General features: G+C 65.3%; 18 protein-coding genes. 7 read left to right on the top strand and 11 right to left on the bottom strand.

Annotated elements, in window-relative coordinates; genetic code table 11:
- Positions 1–128 precede the first annotated feature (128 nt).
- On the top strand, positions 129–365 hold the full coding sequence (locus M2361_RS11020; RefSeq protein WP_259248977.1) for an AbrB/MazE/SpoVT family DNA-binding domain-containing protein: 237 nt from the start codon (positions 129–131) through the stop codon (positions 363–365).
- Positions 366–416: 51 nt separating this feature from the next.
- On the opposite strand, the gene M2361_RS11015 is transcribed toward M2361_RS11020, so the two are convergent.
- Both M2361_RS11015 and M2361_RS11010 read right to left on the bottom strand, forming a co-directional pair.
- Positions 417–1,100, bottom strand: coding sequence for a GntR family transcriptional regulator (locus M2361_RS11015; protein ID WP_259248975.1), 684 nt, complete (start codon positions 1,098–1,100; stop codon positions 417–419).
- 97 nt (positions 1,101–1,197) lie between these two features.
- Entirely contained in the window at positions 1,198–2,973 is a 1,776-nt protein-coding gene (locus tag M2361_RS11010; RefSeq protein WP_259248973.1) for an IlvD/Edd family dehydratase, read from the bottom strand.
- A 222-nt stretch (positions 2,974–3,195) separates the two neighbouring features.
- Between M2361_RS11010 and M2361_RS11005 the strand changes: the two genes are divergently transcribed.
- Positions 3,196–4,191: a tripartite tricarboxylate transporter substrate binding protein gene (locus M2361_RS11005; protein WP_100855260.1), complete on the top strand. Its 996-nt coding sequence runs from the start codon at positions 3,196–3,198 to the stop codon at positions 4,189–4,191.
- 300 nt (positions 4,192–4,491) lie between these two features.
- Positions 4,492–6,489 carry a cyclic di-GMP phosphodiesterase gene (gene pdeR / locus M2361_RS11000; protein WP_259248971.1) on the top strand — a complete coding sequence of 666 codons (1,998 nt, stop codon included), beginning with the start codon at positions 4,492–4,494 and terminating at the stop codon, positions 6,487–6,489.
- Between the two features lie 27 nt (positions 6,490–6,516).
- On the opposite strand, the gene M2361_RS10995 is transcribed toward pdeR, so the two are convergent.
- Positions 6,517–7,401 (bottom strand): crotonase/enoyl-CoA hydratase family protein, encoded by an 885-nt coding sequence (locus tag M2361_RS10995; RefSeq protein WP_100855262.1) that lies wholly within the window; start codon positions 7,399–7,401, stop codon positions 6,517–6,519.
- Between the two features lie 387 nt (positions 7,402–7,788).
- On the opposite strand from M2361_RS10995, the gene M2361_RS10990 reads away from it, so the two are divergent.
- On the top strand, positions 7,789–9,888 hold the full coding sequence (locus M2361_RS10990) for a TonB-dependent siderophore receptor (RefSeq protein ID WP_310508901.1): 2,100 nt from the start codon (positions 7,789–7,791) through the stop codon (positions 9,886–9,888).
- Positions 9,889–9,896: 8 nt separating this feature from the next.
- Here the strand turns inward: M2361_RS10990 and M2361_RS10985 are convergent, their stop codons facing one another.
- Positions 9,897–10,652, bottom strand: a complete 756-nt coding sequence (locus M2361_RS10985) for an SDR family oxidoreductase (RefSeq protein WP_259248967.1) — start codon at positions 10,650–10,652, stop codon at positions 9,897–9,899.
- Positions 10,653–10,813: 161 nt separating this feature from the next.
- Between M2361_RS10985 and M2361_RS10980 the strand changes: the two genes are divergently transcribed.
- Entirely contained in the window at positions 10,814–11,725 is a 912-nt protein-coding gene (locus tag M2361_RS10980; RefSeq protein ID WP_259248965.1) for a LysR family transcriptional regulator, read from the top strand.
- Here the strand turns inward: M2361_RS10980 and M2361_RS10975 are convergent.
- From M2361_RS10975 to M2361_RS10945, 7 genes are all read right to left on the bottom strand, one after another.
- On the bottom strand, positions 11,704–13,098 hold the full coding sequence (locus M2361_RS10975; protein ID WP_259248964.1) for a GntP family permease: 1,395 nt from the start codon (positions 13,096–13,098) through the stop codon (positions 11,704–11,706). The genes M2361_RS10980 and M2361_RS10975 overlap by 22 nt on opposite strands.
- 115 nt (positions 13,099–13,213) lie before the next feature.
- The gene (locus M2361_RS10970; RefSeq protein WP_259248962.1) at positions 13,214–14,023 is read right to left on the bottom strand and encodes an aminoglycoside phosphotransferase family protein; all 810 of its coding nucleotides are present in this window, start codon (positions 14,021–14,023) and stop codon (positions 13,214–13,216) included.
- Between the two features lie 78 nt (positions 14,024–14,101).
- Positions 14,102–14,527 carry an NUDIX hydrolase gene (locus M2361_RS10965; protein WP_259248960.1) on the bottom strand — a complete coding sequence of 142 codons (426 nt, stop codon included), beginning with the start codon at positions 14,525–14,527 and terminating at the stop codon, positions 14,102–14,104.
- Between the two features lie 61 nt (positions 14,528–14,588).
- The gene (locus tag M2361_RS10960) at positions 14,589–15,851 is read right to left on the bottom strand and encodes an ABC transporter substrate-binding protein (protein WP_259248958.1); all 1,263 of its coding nucleotides are present in this window, start codon (positions 15,849–15,851) and stop codon (positions 14,589–14,591) included.
- A gap of 153 nt (positions 15,852–16,004) precedes the next feature.
- Positions 16,005–16,748, bottom strand: coding sequence for a GntR family transcriptional regulator (locus M2361_RS10955; protein WP_046804777.1), 744 nt, complete (start codon positions 16,746–16,748; stop codon positions 16,005–16,007).
- A gap of 3 nt (positions 16,749–16,751) precedes the next feature.
- Positions 16,752–18,443 carry an AMP-binding protein gene (locus M2361_RS10950; RefSeq protein WP_259248954.1) on the bottom strand — a complete coding sequence of 564 codons (1,692 nt, stop codon included), beginning with the start codon at positions 18,441–18,443 and terminating at the stop codon, positions 16,752–16,754.
- 3 nt (positions 18,444–18,446) lie between these two features.
- Complete coding sequence (locus M2361_RS10945; protein ID WP_259248952.1) at positions 18,447–19,487, bottom strand: cyclase family protein; 1,041 nt, start codon at positions 19,485–19,487, stop codon at positions 18,447–18,449.
- Between the two features lie 119 nt (positions 19,488–19,606).
- Between M2361_RS10945 and M2361_RS10940 the strand changes: the two genes are divergently transcribed.
- The gene (locus tag M2361_RS10940) at positions 19,607–20,602 is read left to right on the top strand and encodes a tripartite tricarboxylate transporter substrate binding protein (RefSeq protein ID WP_100855270.1); all 996 of its coding nucleotides are present in this window, start codon (positions 19,607–19,609) and stop codon (positions 20,600–20,602) included.
- The gene (locus M2361_RS10935) at positions 20,599–21,321 is read left to right on the top strand and encodes an SDR family oxidoreductase (protein ID WP_259248949.1); all 723 of its coding nucleotides are present in this window, start codon (positions 20,599–20,601) and stop codon (positions 21,319–21,321) included. Before M2361_RS10940 ends, M2361_RS10935 begins: the two co-directional genes overlap by 4 nt.
- Positions 21,322–21,333: the final 12 nt, after the last annotated feature.

Here is a 21,333-nt window from a genome sequence, read left to right as displayed (position 1 = left end):
GAATGTGATCCCGATATCGTCGGGCACATCGTTGGGGTAGAGCTATAGGACGATTATGAAATGTAGACGGTGGTGCCTTCAGGCATCATTAATGGAAATGCCCTTCGTTTATCCAAGGAGAAGCTCACATGCGAGTCTTTAAATGCGGCAGCGGTCTGGCTCTGCGCCTGCCCGATAACGTGGTCGATACGTTGAACCTCAAAGAGGGCGATGATGTTGAATTTGACGTCAAGGATGATCGCCGATTCGAAGTGCGCAAGACGATCGACGAGGAAGAGACGCTGGCCAGGTTGCGTAAATTCCGTGGAATGCTACCCGCGGAATTCATCTTCAACCGAGACCATGCGAACCGCCGCGATCGGTAACGCGGATTTTCTCTTTTCAGCCTTGCCTGATCTATGAAGCGCCGCGGATTTTCACGCCCGCAACCGCGTCTGCTCCGACGCCAGATAGGCGTCTCTGGAAGGCAGCAAATGATCCCGGCAGATCGCCATCAGCGCGTCCCGGTCGCCCGCGCGTAGCGCCTGGATCATGGCCCAGTGTTCCTGCCTTGCGCGTTCGCGGTAGGCCGGCGCAACCAGGGTGCCGAAGCGGATCGGATGGGTGCGGCGGGCGTATTCCTCAATCGCCTGGCCCAGTACGGCGTTGTCCAGCAGGCCGAAGAATTCGCGGTGAAAGCGTTGGTTGCTGCGGAATACGCGGCGTGCGTCGCCGTCGGCCACGGCGGCGTCGTGTTCGCGTTGCACCATGACCAAGGCCGCCAGTCGCGCTTCGGGAACGGGTAGCGGCATCTGGCTGGCAGCGTGCACTTCCAGCACTTCGCGCAGCGCGTACAGCTCCATGACTTCGCGCGCGGAAAATGCCCGCACGACGGCGCCGACGTTGCGCTTTTTTTCCACCACGCCCAGCAATTCAAGCTCGGTCAGCACTTGCCGCACGGCATGACGCTTCATGGAAAAGCGCGCCATCAGCTCGTCTTCGGTCAGGCGTTCGCGCGGGTGCAGCCGGCCGAAGACGATGTCTTCTTCCAGGGCTGCCACCGCGGATTGCGTGGCGTCGGGGGCCTCTGCTTGCAGGGCGTCGGGCGTGATGGCGTTCATGTTTGCGGGCGTTTGCTCAGTCGGCTTACGTTGGTCTGCTTATTTTGAAACGGCTGCTTCGCATCGGCCGCTTCGCAACGGCTTACATCGAGTCGGCCTATTTCTTGGGCACCGTGTCATGCGTGACGCCGGCGCGCAGGAAGTCGAAATCAACGCCCTGATCGGCCTGCGTCACGGTTTGCAGGAACAGCTTGCGGTAGCCGCGGTCGGCGGTGGGCCGGCTGATGGGCTTTTCCGCCGCGCGGCGCGCCAGTTCGGCGTCGTCCACCAGCAGCGCAATTTCCCGATTGGCCACCGACAACCGGATGCGGTCGCCATTTTGCACGTAAGCCAGCGGGCCGCCAATCGCGGATTCGGGCGTGACGTGCAGCACAATGGTGCCGGCCGCCGTGCCGCTCATGCGGCCATCCGAAATGCGGACCATGTCCTTCACACCCGCGCGCGCCAGCTTCTTGGGGATCGGCATGTAGCCGGCTTCGGGCATGCCCGGTGCGCCGGTCGGGCCGATGCGCTTGAGCACCAGGATGTCGTCGGCGGTTACGTCGAGAGCGTCGTCGTCGATGCGGCGCGCCATGTCCTCGGCGTCTTCGAACACCACGGCGCGGCCTTCATGTTCCATCAGCTTGGGGTTGGCGGCCGACTGCTTGATGATGGCGCCGCCCGGCGCCAGGTTGCCGCGCAGCACGGCCAGGCCGCCCACGGGGTAGATCGGCGACGCAGCCGTGCGGATCACGTCCTGTTTGAAGGGCGCGGGCGCGTCGTCCAGTTCCTGGCCCAGCGTGCGGCCGGACACGGTCATCACGTCCAGATGCAGGTAGGGGCGCAGTTCGCGCAGCAGCGCCAGCATGCCACCGGCGTCGTGGAAGTCTTCCATGTAGTGCTGGCCCGACGGCTTCAGGTCCACCAGCACGGGAGTTTCGCGGCTGATGCGGTCCAGGCCCGCCAGGTCGATGTCGATACCCAGGCGGCCGGCGATGGCGGTCAGGTGCACGATGCCGTTGGTGGACCCGCCAATCGATAGCAAGACGCGCAAGGCGTTCTCGATGGATTTGCCGTTGATGATCTGGTCGGGCGTCAGGCGCGATGCCGCCATGGCGACGGCGGTGGCGCCGGTGCGTTCGGCCACGCGCACGCGGTCGGCGGTGACGGCCGGGGCGGACGCGCCGCCCGCCACCATCATGCCCAGCGCTTCGGTGATGCAAGCCATGGTGCTGGCCGTGCCCATCACCGAACAGGTGCCCACGCTGGCGACAAGTTGGTTGTTGACGTCGGCGATCTCCGGCGCGTCGATCTCGTCGGCGCGGTAGCGGCCCCAGTAGCGGCGGCAGTCGGTGCAGGCGCCGACCCGTTCGCCACGGTGCGAGCCGGTCAGCATCGACCCCGTGACCAATTGAATGGCGGGCACGCCGGCGGACGCCGCGCCCATCAGTTGGGCGGGCACGGTCTTGTCGCAGCCGCCGATCAGCACCACGGCGTCCATGGGCTGCGCGCGGATCATTTCCTCGGTGTCCATGGACATGAGGTTGCGCAGGTACATGCTGGTGGGTTGCGAGAAGCTCTCGTGCACCGAAATGGTGGGAAAGTCCATGGGCAGGCCGCCGGCCAGCATGACGCCGCGCTTGACGGCTTCGATCAGTTGCGGCGCGTTGCCGTGGCAGGGGTTATAGCTGCTGCCGGTGTTGACGATGCCGATGATCGGACGGGCCAGGGCGTCATCGGACAAGCCGGCGCCCTTGATGAACGCCTTGCGCAAGAACAGCGAAAAACCCTTGTCGCCGTAGTTCGTGAGCCCGCGCGCCACGCCCTGCGCGGTGGCGCTGTCGCTATCAAAAGGGCCCATCGCGGGCTTGGCGCCCTTGGTCTCGTCCGTCATTTTCAGTCCCGATAATATTATTGATAATCCAGGTCCAAGATCATATCCAGCCTTTGAAAGCGACGGCAAGCGGTTTCTGTATGCTGGAATATTGATCGAAATTATCGATCAGTCGATAGAAAAATTCTGATTCTTCAATCAAGTTCACGCTCCTAAACTGGCGCGGTTGACGAGCCGGGCGTCCGTCCATTCCTATACTCATCCCGGCTGGAGAGAGACCTTATGTCAGACCTGCGTCTGCGGCCACGCCGTGCCGTCCTGCTATCCCTGCTGGCCTTGTGTGCCGGCGTGTCCGCCCCGGCCATGTCCGCCGATGCCTACCCGGACAAGCCCATCCGCCTGATCGTGCCGTACCCGCCCGGGGGCGCCACCGATGTGATCGGCCGAGTGCTGGCGCAGGAACTGACGGGCGCGCTGGGCCAGTCCGTGATCGTGGAAAACCGCGCGGGCGCGGCGGGCAACATTGGCGCCGACCAGGTCGCCAAGGCCCAGCCGGATGGCTACACCTTGCTGATGGGCGCGTTGACCAGCCACTCCATCAATGCCGCCTTGTACCGTGGCCGCGTCACGTATGACGTGGAAAAGAGCTTCGCGCCGGTGTCCATCGTGGGCACGGTGCCGCTGGTGTTTGTGGTGAACCCGTCGGTGCAGGCCAAGACCTTGTCCGAGTTCATTGCCTTGGCCAAGTCCAAGCCGGGCTACATCACCATGGCGTCGGCCGGCAACGGCTCGCCGCAGCATCTGGCGGGCGAAATGTTCAAGCGCGCCGCCGGCGTCGACATCCTGCACGTGCCCTACAAGGGCAGCGGCCCCGCCATGACCGACCTGATGGGCGGCCAGGTGTTGAGCATGATCGAAACCGTGCCTGCCGCGCAGGGCAACATCAAGGCGGGCAAGCTGCGCGCGTTGGCGGTGACGTCCCCCGCGCGCGTGGACGCGTTGCCGGACGTGCCGACCGCGGCGGAAGCGGGCCTGAAGGACTTCGAGGTCAGCTCCATGTTCGGCATCGTTGCGCCCGCCAACACGCCGGCGCCGGTAATCGAACGTTTGAATGGCGAGTTGAAGAAGATCCTGGCCAAGCCAGAGGTGAAGGCGTCGTTGTTGAACCAGGGCGCCATCGCTACCTGGACCACGCCGGCCGATGCGAGCAAACGGGTGTCGGCGGAAGTCGCCCGCTGGACCAAGGTGATCGACGAAGCCGGCGTGAAGCCAGAGTAAGCCTGATCGCTGCGCCTCTCGGCTGAACCATTTACGCCACACGCCGAAGATTTCCGAACGAAGTCTTCGGCGTTATTTTTTGTGCGACGCCAAAAGGGGCCGCGCAACAAGACGTTCGTCGCAGGGGAACCCGGCGCACTAAAGGGCGCGGGGAAGCAGGTGGGCACGCCGCCGGTTCAGACTGCCGTTGCAATAATCCGTAATACAGCGTTTGTTGCACCGCAAACGGGTATTGACCCTGTTCGGACTAGGCCGTAATGTACTTTGCGGTCCAGCCTAGGACAGTGGGGGGATACCACGATGACAGAGAATCAAGACGAAAAGTCGATCCTGTACACGCAGTTCGGTACGCACAGCCCTTATTGGCGTCTGTCGGCCGATAGCGACGCCATACAGTTGGCCGCCATCAAGGGGGCGACCAACATCGCATTGGCGCTGCGGCCGGATCAGGCAGACACGGTTCGATCGCTGACGGGGATTACCTCCAGCGTGCGCATCGACATCTTGCTGTACGGCGATCTGCTGCGCTTGCACCTGGTGGGCCGCAAGATCAACCCAAACGAATGGGCCGGCACCGCGTCCGCCTATTCCGATACCGAATCCGTCGCCAAGGACCTGGTCGAAGGCCTGTCGTTTGCCGAGACCGTGGTGTCCGAAGCCAATTCGGTGATCGTCATCGTGGACCAGAACGGCCGCGTGCAGCGCTTCAACAAGCTGAGCGAGGAATACACCGGCAAGCGCGAGCAAGACATCGTCGGGCGTAGCGTGTTCGAAATGTTCATGACGCGCGAAGAGGCCATTGCTTCGCGCCGCAATATCGCGGAATTCTACAAACGCGGCCAGTCGTATGAGGTCGAGCGCCTCATCAACACGGTCAAGGGCCCACGGCTCTTTTTGTTTCGCAACAAGTTCGTCACCAGCGGCAGCGGTGAAAAGCGTGTGTACCTGATCTGCTCGGGCACCGACATCACCGAAGAACGCCAGGCGCAGGAACGGCTGCGCGTGCTGGCCAATACCGACATGCTGACCAACCTGCCCAACCGGCACGCCATTACGTCGCGCCTGAAGGCGGCGTTGGCGGCGGGGCAGGACGGGCGCGGCGGTGTGCTGTTTCTGGACCTGGACAACTTCAAGCGCATCAACGACCACTATGGCCACGGCTTTGGCGACCGCCTGCTCAAGGCCGTGTCGGTGGCGATTTCAACCTGCCTGTCGTCGGGCCAGACGCTCGCCCGCCTGGGTGGCGACGAGTTCATCGTGTTGCAGGAACAGGCGCAGGCCTGGGAATTGGAAGCGACTGCCGAACGCATCATCGAACGGCTGCGCGAGCCGTTCCGCCAGGGCTTGATCGAGGTCTACACCAGTTGCTCGATCGGCATCGCCATGTACCCCGACCACGGCGCCGACCTGGACAGCGTGGTGCGCAGCGCCGACATCGCCATGTATGTGGCCAAGGAAGCAGGGCGGCATACCTACCGCGTGTTCCAGCCCGACATGGATCGTCGCAACGCCGACTACGTGTGGCTTGACACCAACCTGCGCAAGGCCTTGTCCGAGAATCACCTGATGCTGTATTACCAGCCCAAGCTGGTGGGCCGCACCGGTGAAGTCCACAGCGTCGAAGCGCTGCTGCGCTGGCGCTCGCCCGATCGTGGCATGGTCTGCCCCGGCACCTTCATTCCCTATGCGGAAGAGTCGGGCCTGATCTCGCCGCTGGGCGTGTGGGTGATGCGCGAAGCCGCGCGCCAGGCCGCGGCCTGGAAGCGCGACGGCCTGAACATCCGTATCGCCATCAACATGTCGGCGCGGCAGTTGGATGACAAGGGCGTGGTCAGCGACTTCATGCGCGCCATTGGCGATGCCGGGCTCGAGCCTTGCATGCTGGATATCGAGCTCACCGAAAGCTGCCTGATCGATGACGAAGACGCCGCCATCGATCTCATCAAGCAGTTCCGCCAATTGGGCGCGCGCGTGCATCTGGACGACTTCGGCACGGGCTATTCGTCGCTGTCGCAACTGGCGCGCATTCCGCTGGACGCCATCAAGCTGGACGCCAGCTTTGTGCGCGGCGTGAACGAGAACCCGGTGTCGCAAGCGCTGGCGCGCGCCATCGTGGCCGTGGCGCGCACGTTGGAATTGAAGGTGATTGCGGAAGGCGTGGAAACGCTTGAGGAAACCGCCTTCCTGGATACGCTGGGCGTGGACGCCAAGCAAGGCTATCTGTACGCCAAGCCCATGCCCGCGACTGAATTCGTTGCCTGGCTGGCTCAGCGGCGCCGGCTGCATCTGATCGCCTGATGCAGCCCGCGCGATGCGGGGGCGCGCTCAGTGCATGGTGGCTTCCTGCACGGCCTCGCTGCTGACGGCGCTGCGGCGGTTCTGCGCCAGCACCAGGCGTTCCATGTAGGCACGGTCTTTCGGATCGATCGAGAACGCGGCCTCGACCCAATCCTCGGTGATGTCCATCAGTTCTGAACGTGACAGGTTCAGCACGCGCTGGCGGGCGCGCAGCATGGCGCGCATGCCGTTGAGCTTGGGCCGCATCACATCGATGAAGGTGCGCGTGGCGCGGTACGCCTCGCCCGGTTCAAACAAGGTGTCCACCAGCCCCTTGCCGTGGAACCATTCCGCCGTATGCGATTCGCCCGAGCTGATCAGCTCTTCAGCCAGCTTCATGCCCGAACGGCGCGCCACCAGCGAATAGCCGCCCATGCCCGGAAACAGGTTGAACGCCATCTCGGGAAAGCCCATGCGCGCATTGTTCTGCGCCAGCACGAAGTGGTGTGCCAATGCGGCTTCAAAGCCGCCGCCCAGCGCCGTGCCCTCGATCATCGCCAACGAGATCGCACCGGTATCGAAGCCGCGCGAGGCTGCATGCACGCAGTCCACGCAAGCGCGTGCATAAGCCCGCAGCGCTTCGCGCTTGCCGTTGCGGATGGCTTCGGCAAAGAAATTCAAATCGCCGCCCACGTTGTAGATCTGCGGCACCAGTGAACCGGTGACCCAGAAGTCGATGGGCAGGCCCGAGTCCTTGGCGGCGCGCGCCAGGGTCATGATTTCGTCGATGAGTTCGTGGTTAAAGCACGGCCGCGGTTGTGCGCGCAGCATCATCCACATGACTCGGCGTCCCTCCTCATAAAAGGCCGAGATTTGCTTCATGTTGCCCGCGGCGGTGAAGGGGTGGCAGTCTGTATGAATGAGTTGATTCATTTGCTTTCGTCCAATCGATCAAGGTGAGTCGGAGTACTGCCGGGTCAGCCTAAACCAGAGCTTCCGGGTGCCGTCTCATGCAAACCTCGTCCGACTGGCCAGACTTGGCCGTAGGTCGAACCGCCGAGTGATTAAAGAGAAAGTCTTGCCAAGCGGAGCAAGCCCTCGGCCTCTCGGGCGAGGCGCGCATCGCCGCAACGGATGACCAAGCTCGCAAATTCGCGACCTTGCGGGCAGGGCGCCAAACCGCTTGCGGTGCGCATGCCGTCATGCGTTCGGATGAGGATGTTGCAGCACTGCAACAAGATTGAGTCTCATTTGTAAATAGAATCAATTCTCGATAGCATCGCGCCTTTCATTTTCCTGAACCGACGTAAAGGTCTTGCGATGCATCCGCCGTTTGTCCCACGCTCCCTCTCTTTGGCGGTAGCGTTCGCCCTGTCATCCGCCTTGCCGCAGGCACTGGCGCAGACCGCCCAATTGCCCGCCATCAGTGTCGAAGGCGCCAACGCCGACGACCCGCGTGTGCCGGAAGTCACCACCGCCACGCGCACGCAGACGCCGGCCCGCTACGTGCCGCAGACCATCGACACCGTGAAGGTCGAAAACGTGCAGAACTATGGCGTCACGACGATCAGCGACGCACTGTCGGGCATGCCCAACGTGTCCAGCGCGCAAGACACCCGCTTTGACTCGGTGCGTATCCGCGGCTTTGACGCCAGCAGCGATTTCTATCTGGACGGCATCCGCGACGACAGCCAGTACGTGCGCGACCTGCACAACATTGAACGCATCGAAGTGCTGAAGGGGCCGGCCGCCGTGCTGTACGGACGGGGCAGCCAGGGCGGTATTGTCAACCGCGTCAGCAAGGCGCCGCAGCCGGGCCGCGAGTCCAGCATCGAAGCGCAGACCGGCAGTTGGGATTTGCGCAGCGTGTACGGCGACTTCAGCGCCGACCCCAGCGATAACGTCAGCGTGCGCCTGAACCTGGGCCAGGAAGACAGCAACAGCTTTCGCCACAAGATCGGCGGCACGCGCCAACTGGTGGCGCCCGCCATCAACTGGCGCATCACGCCCAACCTGGACTGGCTGGTGCAGTACGAATACAGCCGCTACGACCGCACGCCCGACCGCGGCATCCCCAGCGTCAACGGCCGGCCCGCCGACGTGGGCCGCAGCACCGTCTACGGCGACCCCGACCGCGACTACATCGACGACCGCGCGCAATCCTTCCGCTCGCGGCTGGCCTACACGCTGGCGCCCGATTGGCAACTGCGCTACACGCTGGGCGTGTTCAAGCTGGACAGTGATTTCGACAACACCTACCTGACGGGCTACAACGCCGCCACCGGCAAGGTCACGCGCACACGCTGGCAGCAGGACCTAAGCACGCGCAACATCACCAACAACCTGGAAACCGAAGGGGTGTTCCATACCGGCGGCATCGAGCACCGAGTGCTGTTCGGGGTGGAACTGGCCCACCAGGACCGGTCGCCCACTTTGTATTCCGCCGCCACGCGCGGGCCGGGCGCGCAGCCCGTGCCGGCGCTGGATCTCTACGACCCCGACTTGTCCCAGCAACACAACGGCGCCATGGCGCTCAGCAGCGACGCGCGCCACAAGGTTAGGAGCCAGGGCTACTACGTGCAGGATCAGATCCGCTTGAACGATGCGTGGCAGGTGCTGCTGGGCGTGCGCATGGACCGCTTCAACATTGATTCCACCAACCGCCTGCTGGATGCCTCGGCGTCGCACGACAGCAGCGGCGTCAGCCCGCGCGTGGGCCTGGTGTGGTCGCCGCTGCGCGACCATTCCTTCTATGCCTCGTACAGCAAGACGTTTTCACCCACCGGCGGCGGCACCATCGGCATCACGCCGAACGCGCGCGGCAACACCAACGAGCTGGCGCCCGAACACACGCGCCAGACGGAAGTGGGCGTCAAGAGCGATTGGCTGGACGGGCAGTTGAGCACCACGCTGGCGCTGTACCAGCTTGAACTCTATAACCGCCGCACCACCGACCCCAACGACCCGACGCTGGTGCTGCTGACCGGCAAGCAGCGTTCACGCGGCATCGAGCTGACCGCCGCAGGCCGGCTGACGGGCAACTGGTATCTGCGTGGCGGGATCGGCCTGCAAAACGCCGCCATCATCGAAGACAACAACGGCATGGCGGGCAACCGCGTCAGCAACGTGGCGCGGCGCAACGGCAGCGTGTTCCTGACCTACAAGCCGGCCGAGGGCCTGTATGGCGAAACCGGGCTGACCTTCGTGGGCGAACGCTACGCCGACAACACCAACCTGACGACGCTGCCGGGCTATGCGCGCTGGGACGCGCTGGTGGGTTATCGCACCGGCAAGTGGGACTGGCGCCTGGCCATGCGCAACATCACCGACAAGACCTACTACGGCTCGGCCACCAGCGCCGGGCAGATCCAGGTGGGCGAGCCGCGCACCGTGGTGGCCACGGCGCAATACCGGTTCTAACGACGCGCTCAGGCCATGCCGCCATTGGCGCGCAGCACCTGACCGTTGACCCAGCCGCTGTCGGGGCCGGCCAGGAATGACACGATGCCCGAGATGTCTTCCGGCTGGCCCAGCCGTTCCAACGGCGGCATCTTGGCAAAGTGCTCGATCAATTCGGGGCTCTTGCCCGTCAGGAACAGTTCGGTGGCGACGGGGCCGGGCGCCACGGCATTGACCGTGATGCGGCGCCCGCGCAGTTCCTTGGCGAACACGTGCGTCAGGCTTTCCACCGCGGCCTTGCTGGCGATGTAGATGGAGTACCCCGGCAGGTTGGTCGCCACGGTGGTGCTGGACACGTTGATGATGCTGCCGCCGTCGGCCAGGCGCGTGGCGGCTTCGCGCAGCGTGTTGAAGGTGCCTCGGGTATTGATGTTGAAGGTCTGGTCGTAGTCTTCGTCGCTGGTCTGCGCCAGCGGCTGCACCTTCAATACGCCTGCGCTGTTGACCAGCGCGCTGACGCGGCCCAATTCCGATTCCACCTTGTCGAACAGCGCGCGCACCTCGGCGGGCTTGGCCACGTCGGCCCGCACCGCCAGCGCGCGGCCGCCGGCTTGGCGGATCTCGTCGGCCAGGGTTTCGGCGTGCGTGGCGCTGGCGGCGTAGTTGATGGCGACGGCATAACCGTCCTGCGCCAGGCGGCGCACGATGGCTGCGCCAATCCCGCGCGACCCGCCGGTAACCAGGGCGACGCGTTGTGATGCGTGATCAAGGGCTTGCGTATTCATGGGGGGGCTCCAGTGAAAGGGGAAGGCAAAGCAGGAAGCGAACCTGCATGAAACGCATCATGAACTATTCCAAACTGAAAATAATTACCCTATATTCGCTAAGTTAATTTCATTTGCATTAACAATCCGAACCCTCATCCCAGCCGTGAACCCAACTACCCATGGACCGTTTCCAGGAAATGCAGGTATTCGTCCGCATCGCCGAGCGGCGCAGTTTTTCGCAAGCGGCGGAAGACATGCGCATCCCGCGCGCCACGGTCACCAACCTGATCAAGCGCATGGAAAAGCGCCTGGGCGCGCGGCTGCTGGAACGCACCACCCGTCAGGTGCGCTTGACGCATGACGGCGAGGCCTATTACCAGCGCTGCGTGCGCTTGCTGGCGGACCTGGAAGAGGCCGACGGCGCCTTCCTGAACACCGCGCCCAAGGGGCTGCTGCGCGTCAATGCGCAGGGCACGCTGGCCAAATACTTCCTCATGCCGGGCTTGCCTGGCTTTCTGGAACGCTATCCCGACATCGTCCTGCATCTGGGCGAGGACGACCGGCTGGTTGACCTGGTGCGTGAAGGCGTGGACTGCGTGCTGCGCTCGGGCACCTTGCAGGATTCATCCCTGGCGGGCAGGCAGATCGCCTTGATGCCGCAGGTGACGGTGGCCAGTCCCGCGTATCTGGCGCGCTTTGGCGAACCCACCGGCCTGGACGATCTGGCCGGCCACCGGGCCGTGGACTACATCTCAAGCGCCACCGGCCGCGCCATGCCCCTGGACTTCATGGTGAACGGGCGCAACGTCACGGTGCAGCCCGCGTCGGTGGCCAGCGTGACGGGCGCCGAGCTCTACACCAGCGCGGCGCTGGCCGGCCTGGGCCTGGTGCAGGTGCCGCGCTATCGCGTCGAGCGCGAACTGGCGGCCGGGCATCTGCGCGTCGTGCTGCCGGATCTGCCGCCCGCACCCATGCCGGTGTCGGTGCTGTATCCGCAGAACCGGCAGGTGTCGGCGCGGGTGCGCGTCTTTACGCAGTGGCTAACCCAGGTGTTCGCCACCGCGTTCGATCAGACGATGCCGGTCAGGTAGTAAACCGAAATCACCACGAACACCGACAGCGTTGAAATCAGCGTGATGGCGAAGATGTCGCCATACGACTGGCGATGCGTCAGGCCGGTAACGGCCAGCAGCGTGATGACCGCGCCGTTGTGCGGCAGCGTGTCCATGCCGCCGCTGGCCATGGCGGCGACGCGGTGCAGCACCTCCATGGGAATGCCGGCCGCCACCGCGCCGTCGATAAAGGTCTGCGCCATCGCGGCCAGCGCGATGCTCATGCCGCCCGATGCCGACCCGGTGATGCCCGCCAGCGACGTCACCGCCACGGCTTCGCCGACCAGCGGGTCGGGAATGGCCTTGAGCGCGTCGGCCACCAGCAGAAATCCCGGCAGCGCGGCAATGACGCCGCCAAAGCCGTATTCGGCCGCCGTGTTCATGGACGCCAGCAGCGCGCCCGACACGGCGCTTTTGCTGCCTTCGGCAAAATGCGCCCTGATGGTGGAAAACGAAAACATCAGGATGGTCGCGATACCCGCGATCAGCGCGCCCATTACCGCCCACAGCGCCACCTGGTCGGCGGCGTTGACGGGCAGGGGCTGGGCCAGGCCGGGCAGGTCCACTTCGGCGCCCGCCGGATACCAGCCGGGAATCCAGCGGGTCAGCAGGAAGTTCACCACCCCCACGACCACCAGCGGCAGCAGCGCGATCAGCGGAGGGTGATCGCGTTCGGTAGCCGGGGTGGTGGGTTCGTTGCGCAGGTCGGTGCCATAGGTTTCGCCCGCCGCCGCCGCGCGCTTGCGCCGCCATTCCAGATACGTGATGCCCATGGTCAGGGTGAACGCCGCGCCGATCAGGCCCAGCCAGGGCGCGGCCCAGGTGGTGGTTTCAAAGAAGGTGGTGGGGATGATGTTCTGGATCTGCGGCGTGCCGGGCAGCGCCGTCATGGTGAAGGTGAACGCGCCCAGCGCGATGGCGCCGGGCATCAGCCGCTTGGGAATGCCGCCTTGGCGGAACATCTCGGCCGCGAAGGGGTAGACGGCGAACACCACCACGAACAGCGATACGCCGCCGTAGGTCAGCACCGCGCACACCATCACGATGGCCAGAATGGCGCGCTCGGCGCCGATCATGCGCAGCACGGCCTGCACGATGGCGCGTGAGAATCCGGACAGCTCGATCAGCTTGCCGAACACGGCGCCCAACAGGAACACGGGGAAATACAGCTTGGCGAAGCCCGCCATGCGCTCCATGAAGATGCCCGAGAACACGGGGGCCAGCGCGGACGGATCCGTCAACAACACCGCGCCCATGGCGGCGATGGGGGCGCACAAGATGACGCTATAGCCTCGATACGCCGCCAGCATCAGGAACGCCAGCGCCGCCACCACGATAAACAATCCGGTCATTCACGACTCCAGGAATGAAGAGATAAGGGGTGCAAGGGGCTACACCTTACCTGATCATGCGGGCCGGGGCGGGAAGGGACGGGGCGTGAACCGAGGTGACGCGGCGTGGCGCGGTTCAGGCGCGCAGCAGCGCCATCGCCTGATGGGCAATGTTCAGGTCGACCGCGGCGTCGTCGCCGTCGCCCAGGTACCAGGCGGCCGACAGGCCGCACCACGCCACCACCCATTGCAGCAGGCGGCGCCGGTCCAGGCCGGATTCCTCCACGATGATTTGCAGGCGGCGTTCAAAGCAGCCGGGCACGGTGGCCACGGGCGGCACCGGGTCGGACAGATCGGGATTGCAGAAAATGTTGGCGTAGTCGAAGGTGCGTTCGCCGGTGAGGCGCTTGGGGTCGATGACCAGCCAGCCGCGTTCACCGAAATCCAGCACGTTGTCGTGATGCATGTCGCCATGCAGCACGGTGACCTCGCGCGGGTCGTCCAGCAGGGCGCGGGCGTAGCGGGCGCTTTGGGCCAGGATGCCGCCGTGCGAATGCGCCATGGGCCATAGGTCCGTGAACCATTCCTCCAGGCCGCGCAGCGCGGGCAAAGGCTTGGCGCGCGGGGCGTGCAGCGCCTTGAGTACCTTGCACAGAATGCGGGTGGCTTCGTCGTCACGGCCGGTGCGGGCATACGCCGACAATGAGCGCGTGCCCGTTGCGCGTTCCAGCAGGATGGCGTCGTCGTCGTGCGCCAGCACGCGGGCCGCGCCGTCTCCGTCCCACCAGCGCATCAGCACGCCGCCCTGGCGCTCATCTTCTTGCTCGGCAATCTTCAGCATGGCGGGCGCGCCCTGGTGCATTACGGGTAGCAGCCGGGCGGCATGGGTCTGGATGGGCGCGCCGTCGGGCACGAGGTTCCAGCGCGACAGGTAGGCGTCGAACATCGAGGGGGCTTCCTTATTACGGTGACTTGCTACGCCGACTTAGTACACCGACTTAGTACGCCGCCTTGCCACGCCGACTTACGACCCGGCCATCAGCGCCGCCGCCTTGCGGGCCAGGCGCGCCACGCCGAAGCTGGTGGCAAGTTCGTGGCCTTCCAGGTCGGCAAGCGCAATCCAGCGTGCGTCGCGCGCATCGTCGCCGGCGACCGGTTCGCCGGACTGCCAGCGGCACAGCATGGCGATCAAGATGAAATGACGGCGCAGGGCGCCGGTGTCGTCGCGGTCGAAGACGTCCACCGCGTCAAACACGTGCAGGGGCTCGGCCACGACGCCGGTTTCTTCCAGCAATTCGCGCACGGTCGCCGCTTCGAGGGGCTCACCGGCGTTGATCTTGCCGCCGGGAAAGGCCCAGCAGTTTTCGTCGGGCGGGTTCGCGCGGCGCACCAGCAGCACATGGCCGTCGCGGATGACGGCGGCAATGGTGGCGGCAATGGGGGAGGTCATGCGGAAATCTCCTGGGGGTGGCGCTCATCCTAACGTATCCGGCGAGGCCACCCCAGGCGCTTTACTTCTTCACCAGCGGGCAGGTGGATTTGGACAAGGGCATGAAGGCCTGGTCGCCTGGCAGGGTTGCCACCAGCTTGTAGTAGTCCCACGGCCGTTTGGATTCTGACGGCTGCTTGACCTCGAACAGGTACATGTCATGCACCATGCGGCCATCTTCGCGGATGCGGCCGTTGGTGGCGAAGAAGTCGTTGATGGGCATGGACTTCATCTGCTTCATCACGGCTTCGGGCGCATCGGTGCCGGCCGCCTGCACCGCCTTCAGGTAATGCATGACCGATGAATAGGTGCCCGCCTGGCTCATGTTGGGCATTTTCTTCAGCTTGTCGTAGTAGCGCTGCGACCAGGCGCGCGTCTGGTCGTTCATGTCCCAGTAGAACGCTTCGGTCAGCGTCAGGCCGGCCGCGGCGTCCAGGCCGATGGCGTGGATGTCATTGATATACAAGAGCAAGCCGGCCATCTTCTGGCCACCCTTGGTCAGGCCGAATTCGCTGGCCGCCTTGATGGCGTTGACCGTGTCGCCGCCCGCGTTGGCCAGGCCCACCACCTGCGCCTTGCTGGCCTGGGCTTGCAGCAGGTAGGACGCGAAGTCGCTGGAACCCAGCGGATGGCGCGAGGCGCCCAGCACGGTGCCGCCGTTGGCCTTGACCACGTCGGTGGCGGACGCTTGCAGCGTGTGGCCGAACGCGTAATCGGCCGTCAGGAAGTACCAGCTCTTGCCGCCTTTCTCCACGGTGGCGCGCGCCGTGGTGTTGGCCAGCGACCAGGTGTCGTAGGTGTAGTGCACGGAATAGGGCGAGCACAGATCATTGGTGATGCGTTCGGTGCCGGGGCCGCTGAACACCACGATCTTCTTCTTTTCGCGGGCCACTTCCAGCACGGCCAGCGCGGGCGCGGAACCGGCCACGTCCATGATGGCGTCCACCTTCTGCGTGTCGTACCACTCGCGTGCCTTGGCGGCGGCGATATCGGCCTTGTTCTGGTGGTCCACCACCATCATGTCGATCTTCTTTCCCAGCACCGTGCCGCCGAAATCGGCGATGGCCATCTCGGCCGCGGTGGCGCTGCCCTTGCCGGTCACGTCGGCGTAGACGCCGCTCATGTCCAGGATCAGGCCCAGCCGGACGACGTCGTCAGAGATGGCGGCGGGCTGCTGCGCCCAGGCGGGGGCGGCCGCTGCCGCCAACAGGGCGGACGTGGCGAATAGACGGGTAATCGTGCTGCGGCAATGCATGGAAATCCGGGGCGTGTTGGCGTAAGCCATGGTCTGTCTCCTCTTGTGCCGGATCATGTGAAGTCTGCCGGCGCTTTGATGGCGCTCTGGTTTGGGGGCTGGCCGCGAAAGTGGCGTGGGTGGTGGGATGAGCTCCTTGGGCGATGGGGTTGATTGCGGCGATGGTGGCGGGGCGTTGCCGGCTCAGCGTTGCGCCAGCAGGTCGAATTCCATCCGCACTTTACGAAACGGAAACTCCAGCCGCGCGAAATACACCACGCGGCCGTCGATGCAGGCATAGCGGCGCAGCTCGGCCACGGGCGACGACACGGGAATCTGCAAGGACTCGGCCGATTCCTGGCCGGCTTCGATCACGTTCAGCACCTGGCGCGCTTCGGTGATGCGGGTGCCGTAGAACTGGTCCAGCACGGGCGCCACCGTGCTTTTCTGGATGCGGGTGCGATGCTTGCGAAACAGCCCGCTTTCCAGGAACACTTCGCTGTAGCAGAAGGGGCCGGCGTCCGTGGTGTGCACGCGCCGCAGGTACTGGAACAAGCCGCCACGGTCCGCTTCGCAAGGCATGCCCAGCGTGTCGGGCAGCGGGGAATCGGCGCTGGATTCCACCAGGGACACCGTGCCCAGCTGATTGCTCAGCTCCACCGTTTCGGCCCAGGTCTTGGGGATCAGCAGGGTAGGGGTTTCGGGAAGCTCCGCGTTCACGAACGTGCCCGACCCGCGCGAACGCCGGATCAGCCCGTCCTGCTCCAACAAACCGAACGCCTGGCGTATGGTGGCCCGCGAGATGCCATACGTTTCCATCAGCGACTCAAGCGGCGGGATCTGTTGCCCCGGCCGCCACGTGCGGTTCTGGATATGGCTGCGGAACAGCGCCGCCGCTTGCAGGTAAAGCGGCTGGGGGCTGCGCGAAAAAAGCTTGCGGGCGGGCATGGGTCAGGGCGTGGGCGGTAAGGAAGGATCCGAGAGCATAGCCTCAGCCATGTCGCGCAGCCGGTGTTTCTGGATCTTGACCGAATTGGCGCTTTCCACCGACGGAAAGGCGTCCAGCACGGTGAACCCCACCGGCGCCTTGAAACCGGCCATGGCGGCCTTGCAGGCGGCGGTCCAGCCGGCGGAGTCGGCCTGGGCGCCCTCGTGCAGCAGCACAAAGGCGTAGGGCACGATCTTGCCGTCGCGGGTGGCGCCCACCACCTGGCAGGCGCGTACGCCGGGCAGGGTTTCGACCACCTGTTCAATTTCCACGGGGTTCACCAGAAAGCCCGACAGGCGCAGGGAATCGCCCATGCGGGTCTGGAACACAAACTGCCGCTCGGTCAGCGTATAGCCCAGGTCGCCCGTCTTGAAATAGCCGTCATCGGTGACGGCGTTGCGGGTGGCCTCGGGGTTGTCCAGATAGCCTTGCATCAGGCTGGGCGACAGGATTTCAATTTCGCCTGACTGGCCGTGCCGCAGCACCTGGCCGGTTTCCGGGTCGCGGGCGCGTACCCGCGCCTCGGGGTAGATCAGCGTGCCGCCGGGTTTGTGGCGGGCCGACACGTCGCCTTCCGCCGGATCACGGGGCTGGCCCGCCACCAGCGCAATCAATTCACTGGAGCCGTACAAGCCGGTCAGCGGCACACCGGCTTCGCGCGCCAGATCCAGCATGTTGTCCAACGCCGGCGTGAAGCTGGCGAAGCCGAACAGCCGCGCCGAGGCGAAGGCGCTGGCGGGCGCGGCCTGCATCATGCCAACCAGCGCCTCGTTGTTGGCATAAGTGTGCGTGACCTGATAGCGCGCCATCGCGTCGGCCGATTCGGCGGCGTTGAACACCGGCGCGCAGACCACGGGCACGCCTTGCGCCAGACCGCCCGCCAACGTTGCAAAGCCGAACGCGCCGCAGAACGGCGCGCTGGCCAGCACGCAACTGTGCTCGTCATAGCCAAACGCCTGCGCAACCGTGGCGCCATGCCGCAGCAGGGTTTGCTGGTCATGCAGCACGAACTTGGGTTTGGACGTGGTGCCCGACGTGGTGAAACACAGCACCCCGGCGTTGCCCTGCGCGGCCGGGGGCGGTTGCTGGCTTGCCATCAGGTCGGCGTAGCGATGGGTGGGTTTGCCCGGGATGAATGCGGGGGGCGGTGCGGCGGGGACAGTCGAAGTGGCGTCGGTTGTAGGGGCGACGTTCGGGGTGGCATTGTTCGGGGTGACGTCATTCGGATCCGGCTCGGCAACGGCGATCGCGCCTTGCAGGCGCGTCAGTTCCGACGCCGGGACGGCGGCCAGGATGCCCGCGAAGTCGATGCCCTTGAAGCCCGGCCAGAACACCAGCCAGTCGGCTTGGCCGCGCCCCAGGATGTCGGCCACCTCCAGGGCGCGAAAGCGCGTGTTGACGGCCAGTACCAGCGCGCCCAGATGCGCGCAGGCCAGGAAAGATTCCACCCAGGCGGCGCAGTTGGGCAGCCAGACCGCCACGCGGTGGCCGGGGCGCACGCCGATGCGCGCCAGTCCCGAGGCCAGGGCGCGGCTTTGGTTGCGCAGTTGTGCGGCGCTGATGGGCTGGTCTTGATCGATCAACAGGGTCGCTTCGGGGCGGCGGGCCGCCAGTGCATCCAGATGTTCGGCGAAGGTCGAGTACGGCAAGGTCATGGCTTACACCGTGGCGATGGGCGTCACGGGCGAACCCACCGCGCCGGGCATGCGCAAGGGCGGGGCGGTCAGCAGGAAGCGGTTGCGTCCGTTGGCATGCAGCCAGTCGGCCAAGTCCTTCAAGTACCACAGCTCGGCCAGCGGCACGCCCAGTTTGAAGAGGCAATGGTGGTGCAGCGGCAAGATCGAATGGCCGGGGCCGGAGGTGCGTGCCGGGTAGGATTCCACCGCGTAGTTGTCGGCGCAGATGGCGGCCACGCCGCTGGCGGAGATCCAGTCCAGCAGTGCGCTGTCGGCGCCGTCCAGCACCGCGCCGGTCTGCTCCAGTGCGTGCGGGTCAGGCTGCCCGTTCATTTCAACCACGCGCTCGGCGAAGCCCGTGCGCAACACCAGCATGTCGCCGGTTTCCACCACCACGTTCTGTTCGCGCATGGCGGCTAGCAACTGTTCATGCCCCACCAGCGTGCGGCCGGGGCCAAAGGCGCGCGCCAGGTCCACCAGCACGCCGCGCCCCTGCATGCCTTTTTCGGCATAGCGGCTAACGCTGAGCTTGCGCGCAAACGAGCCCCCGGGCGGGCAGCAGGCATCCGGCGCCGTGTCGGGGTCGGCGCCGCCAAACACGTCCACCCCGGCGGCATAACCGTTGTAGTACACGCGGCGGGCCTCGCCGTCGCCCTGGATGTCGAACAGCGCGCCCACGTGGCACAGGCCGTCCCACTGCGTGGAATATTGCATCGACAGCGTGACCTGGTCGTCGGACAGCACGTCGACGGCCTCGGGCTGCACTTGCGACATCGCAAAGTTCAGGTAGGGCGTGCCCTCGCGGAAGGTGGGCTTGAGCGTGGGGGCGTGGCGGCGGGGGTTGAGCACGTTGCCGCCCGGCAGGTCCAGCGGCAGCGACAGGCAGAACACCTTGCCCGCCTGCACTTCACGCACGGCCTGCAACACTTTTTCCTCGGTCAGCAGGTTCAGTCGGCCCAGTTCATCGTCCGGGCCGAAGTCGCCCCAGGTGGATCCTTCGGGGCGTTGCGTCCAGCGTTTCATTGCTTGTCTCCTATCCGATTTCTGTGTTTTTATAACTATAGTACGTATTTACGTACTTTGAGCAGTTGTCGATTTCAAGAAGAAATCCGCATGCAGCGGATTCAACAGGAGACAAGTTCATGACCTCATCCGTACTCCCGCGCGCCGGGCGGCGCAGGCTGGCGCTGGCCGCCCTGGCCCTGCTGGCGTTGCCCGTGGCGCATGCCGCGGGCTATCCCGATCATCCCGTCACGGTGGTGGTGCCTTACCCGCCGGGCGGTGGCGCCGACATGTTCGGGCGCGCCATTGCTAATGCGCTGCAACCCGGGCTGAAGCAGACGGTGCTGGTTGAAAACAAGCCCGGCGCGGGCGGCAATATCGGCATGGCTTACGTGGCCCGCGCCAAGGCCGACGGCTACACGCTGGGACTGGGCACGATCGGCACGCAGACCATCAACCAGTTCCTGTACAGCAATATGGCGTTCGATCCCGAAAAAGACCTGGTGCCGATCGCGCTGGTGTCCACCACGCCGAACGTCATCGCCGTCAGCGCCAAGTCGCCCTACAAGACGGTGGCCGATGTCATCAAGGCCGCCAAGCAATCGCCCGACAAGAAACTGACCTACGCCTCGCCGGGCGTGGGTTCGTCGGTACACCTGACCGGCGCGTACTTCGAGGCGATGGCGGGGGTGACGATGCTGCACGTGCCGTTCAAGGGCACATCGGCATCGCTGCCCGCCGTGGCGGGCGGGCAGGTGGACCTGCTGTTCGACAACCTGCCCGGCTCGCTGGCGCAGATCAAGGACGGCGGCCTGGTGCGCGGCGTGGCCGTTACCTCGGCGCAGCGTGACCCGTCCGTGCCCAACCTGCCTACCGTTGCCGAATCCGGCCTGCCCGGGTTTGACGTGACGGCCTGGTTCGCGCTGTACGCGCCGCGCGGCACGCCCGCGCCGGTGGTCAAGCAATTGATCGACGCTGCCCGCAGCGGCCTGCAAGACGCCGCCCTGGCCAAGAATTTCTCCACGATGGGCGCCAAGCCCGGCACGCTGTTCGGCGACGACCTGGCCGCCTTCGAACGCGCGGAGCGCAAGAAGTGGGGCGGGCTTATCAAAGACCAAGGGATTACCGCGCAATGAACACGCCCATCGCACTTGTCACCGGCGGCAGCCGGGGCATCGGCCGCGCCATCGTGGCCCGCCTGATTCAGGACGGCTATCAGGTGGTGAATTTCAGCCGTCGGCCGCCCGATGCCTTGCTGCCGGGCGAGACGTTTCGCTCGGTTGACCTGGGCGATGCGGCGGCCACCCGCGAGGCCGCGCGCGAACTGGCGGCCGAGCGGCGCGTGCTGCATCTGGTGAACAACGCCGGCATGATCCAGGTGGCCAACATCGAAGACGTGACCGAGGCCGAATTACAGCGCACGCTGGCCTTGAACCTGACCGCGCCAGTCCTGCTGTTGCAGGCGCTGCTGCCCGCCATGCGCGAGGCGCAGTACGGGCGCGTCGTCAATATCGGCAGCCGCGCCGCGCTGGGCAAGGGCGGGCGCACGGTCTACGGCGCGTCCAAGGCCGGTCTGGCCGGCATGACGCGCACCTGGGCGCTGGAATTGGCGGCCGACGGCATCACCGTCAACACCGTGGCGCCGGGGCCGATCGCCACCGAACTGTTCAATCAGTCCAATCCGCCCGGCCAGCCCAAAACGCTGGCGCTGGAAGCGTCCATTCCCGTGCGCCGGGTGGGGCAGCCGGAAGAGGTCGCGCACAGCGTCGCCATGTTCCTGGACAAGCAGGCGGGCTTCATCACCGGGCAACTGCTGTATGTGTGCGGGGGTATGTCGGTGGGGCTGGCGGGGTAGCGCGTTGCCAGC

This window comes from Achromobacter sp. JUb104, from assembly GCF_024806975.1.
GTDB lineage: Bacteria > Pseudomonadota > Gammaproteobacteria > Burkholderiales > Burkholderiaceae_B > Achromobacter > Achromobacter spanius.
The sequence above is the reverse complement of the archived record's forward strand: the minus strand, read 5'-3'. Positions and strand labels throughout refer to the sequence as shown.

Bases quoted from the DNA above. Each gene is read 5' to 3' on its own strand.
- M2361_RS11020 (WP_259248977.1), top strand. From the start codon at position 129: ATGCGAGTCTTTAAATGCGGCAGCGGTCTGGCTCTGCGCCTGCCCGAT.
- M2361_RS11015 (WP_259248975.1), bottom strand. From the start codon at position 1,100: ATGAACGCCATCACGCCCGACGCCCTGCAAGCAGAGGCCCCCGACGCC.
- M2361_RS11010 (WP_259248973.1), bottom strand. From the start codon at position 2,973: ATGACGGACGAGACCAAGGGCGCCAAGCCCGCGATGGGCCCTTTTGAT.
- M2361_RS11005 (WP_100855260.1), top strand. From the start codon at position 3,196: ATGTCAGACCTGCGTCTGCGGCCACGCCGTGCCGTCCTGCTATCCCTG.
- pdeR (WP_259248971.1), top strand. From the start codon at position 4,492: ATGACAGAGAATCAAGACGAAAAGTCGATCCTGTACACGCAGTTCGGT.
- M2361_RS10995 (WP_100855262.1), bottom strand. From the start codon at position 7,401: ATGAATCAACTCATTCATACAGACTGCCACCCCTTCACCGCCGCGGGC.
- M2361_RS10990 (WP_310508901.1), top strand. From the start codon at position 7,789: ATGCATCCGCCGTTTGTCCCACGCTCCCTCTCTTTGGCGGTAGCGTTC.
- M2361_RS10985 (WP_259248967.1), bottom strand. From the start codon at position 10,652: ATGAATACGCAAGCCCTTGATCACGCATCACAACGCGTCGCCCTGGTT.
- M2361_RS10980 (WP_259248965.1), top strand. From the start codon at position 10,814: ATGGACCGTTTCCAGGAAATGCAGGTATTCGTCCGCATCGCCGAGCGG.
- M2361_RS10975 (WP_259248964.1), bottom strand. From the start codon at position 13,098: ATGACCGGATTGTTTATCGTGGTGGCGGCGCTGGCGTTCCTGATGCTG.
- M2361_RS10970 (WP_259248962.1), bottom strand. From the start codon at position 14,023: ATGTTCGACGCCTACCTGTCGCGCTGGAACCTCGTGCCCGACGGCGCG.
- M2361_RS10965 (WP_259248960.1), bottom strand. From the start codon at position 14,527: ATGACCTCCCCCATTGCCGCCACCATTGCCGCCGTCATCCGCGACGGC.
- M2361_RS10960 (WP_259248958.1), bottom strand. From the start codon at position 15,851: ATGGCTTACGCCAACACGCCCCGGATTTCCATGCATTGCCGCAGCACG.
- M2361_RS10955 (WP_046804777.1), bottom strand. From the start codon at position 16,748: ATGCCCGCCCGCAAGCTTTTTTCGCGCAGCCCCCAGCCGCTTTACCTG.
- M2361_RS10950 (WP_259248954.1), bottom strand. From the start codon at position 18,443: ATGACCTTGCCGTACTCGACCTTCGCCGAACATCTGGATGCACTGGCG.
- M2361_RS10945 (WP_259248952.1), bottom strand. From the start codon at position 19,487: ATGAAACGCTGGACGCAACGCCCCGAAGGATCCACCTGGGGCGACTTC.
- M2361_RS10940 (WP_100855270.1), top strand. From the start codon at position 19,607: ATGACCTCATCCGTACTCCCGCGCGCCGGGCGGCGCAGGCTGGCGCTG.
- M2361_RS10935 (WP_259248949.1), top strand. From the start codon at position 20,599: ATGAACACGCCCATCGCACTTGTCACCGGCGGCAGCCGGGGCATCGGC.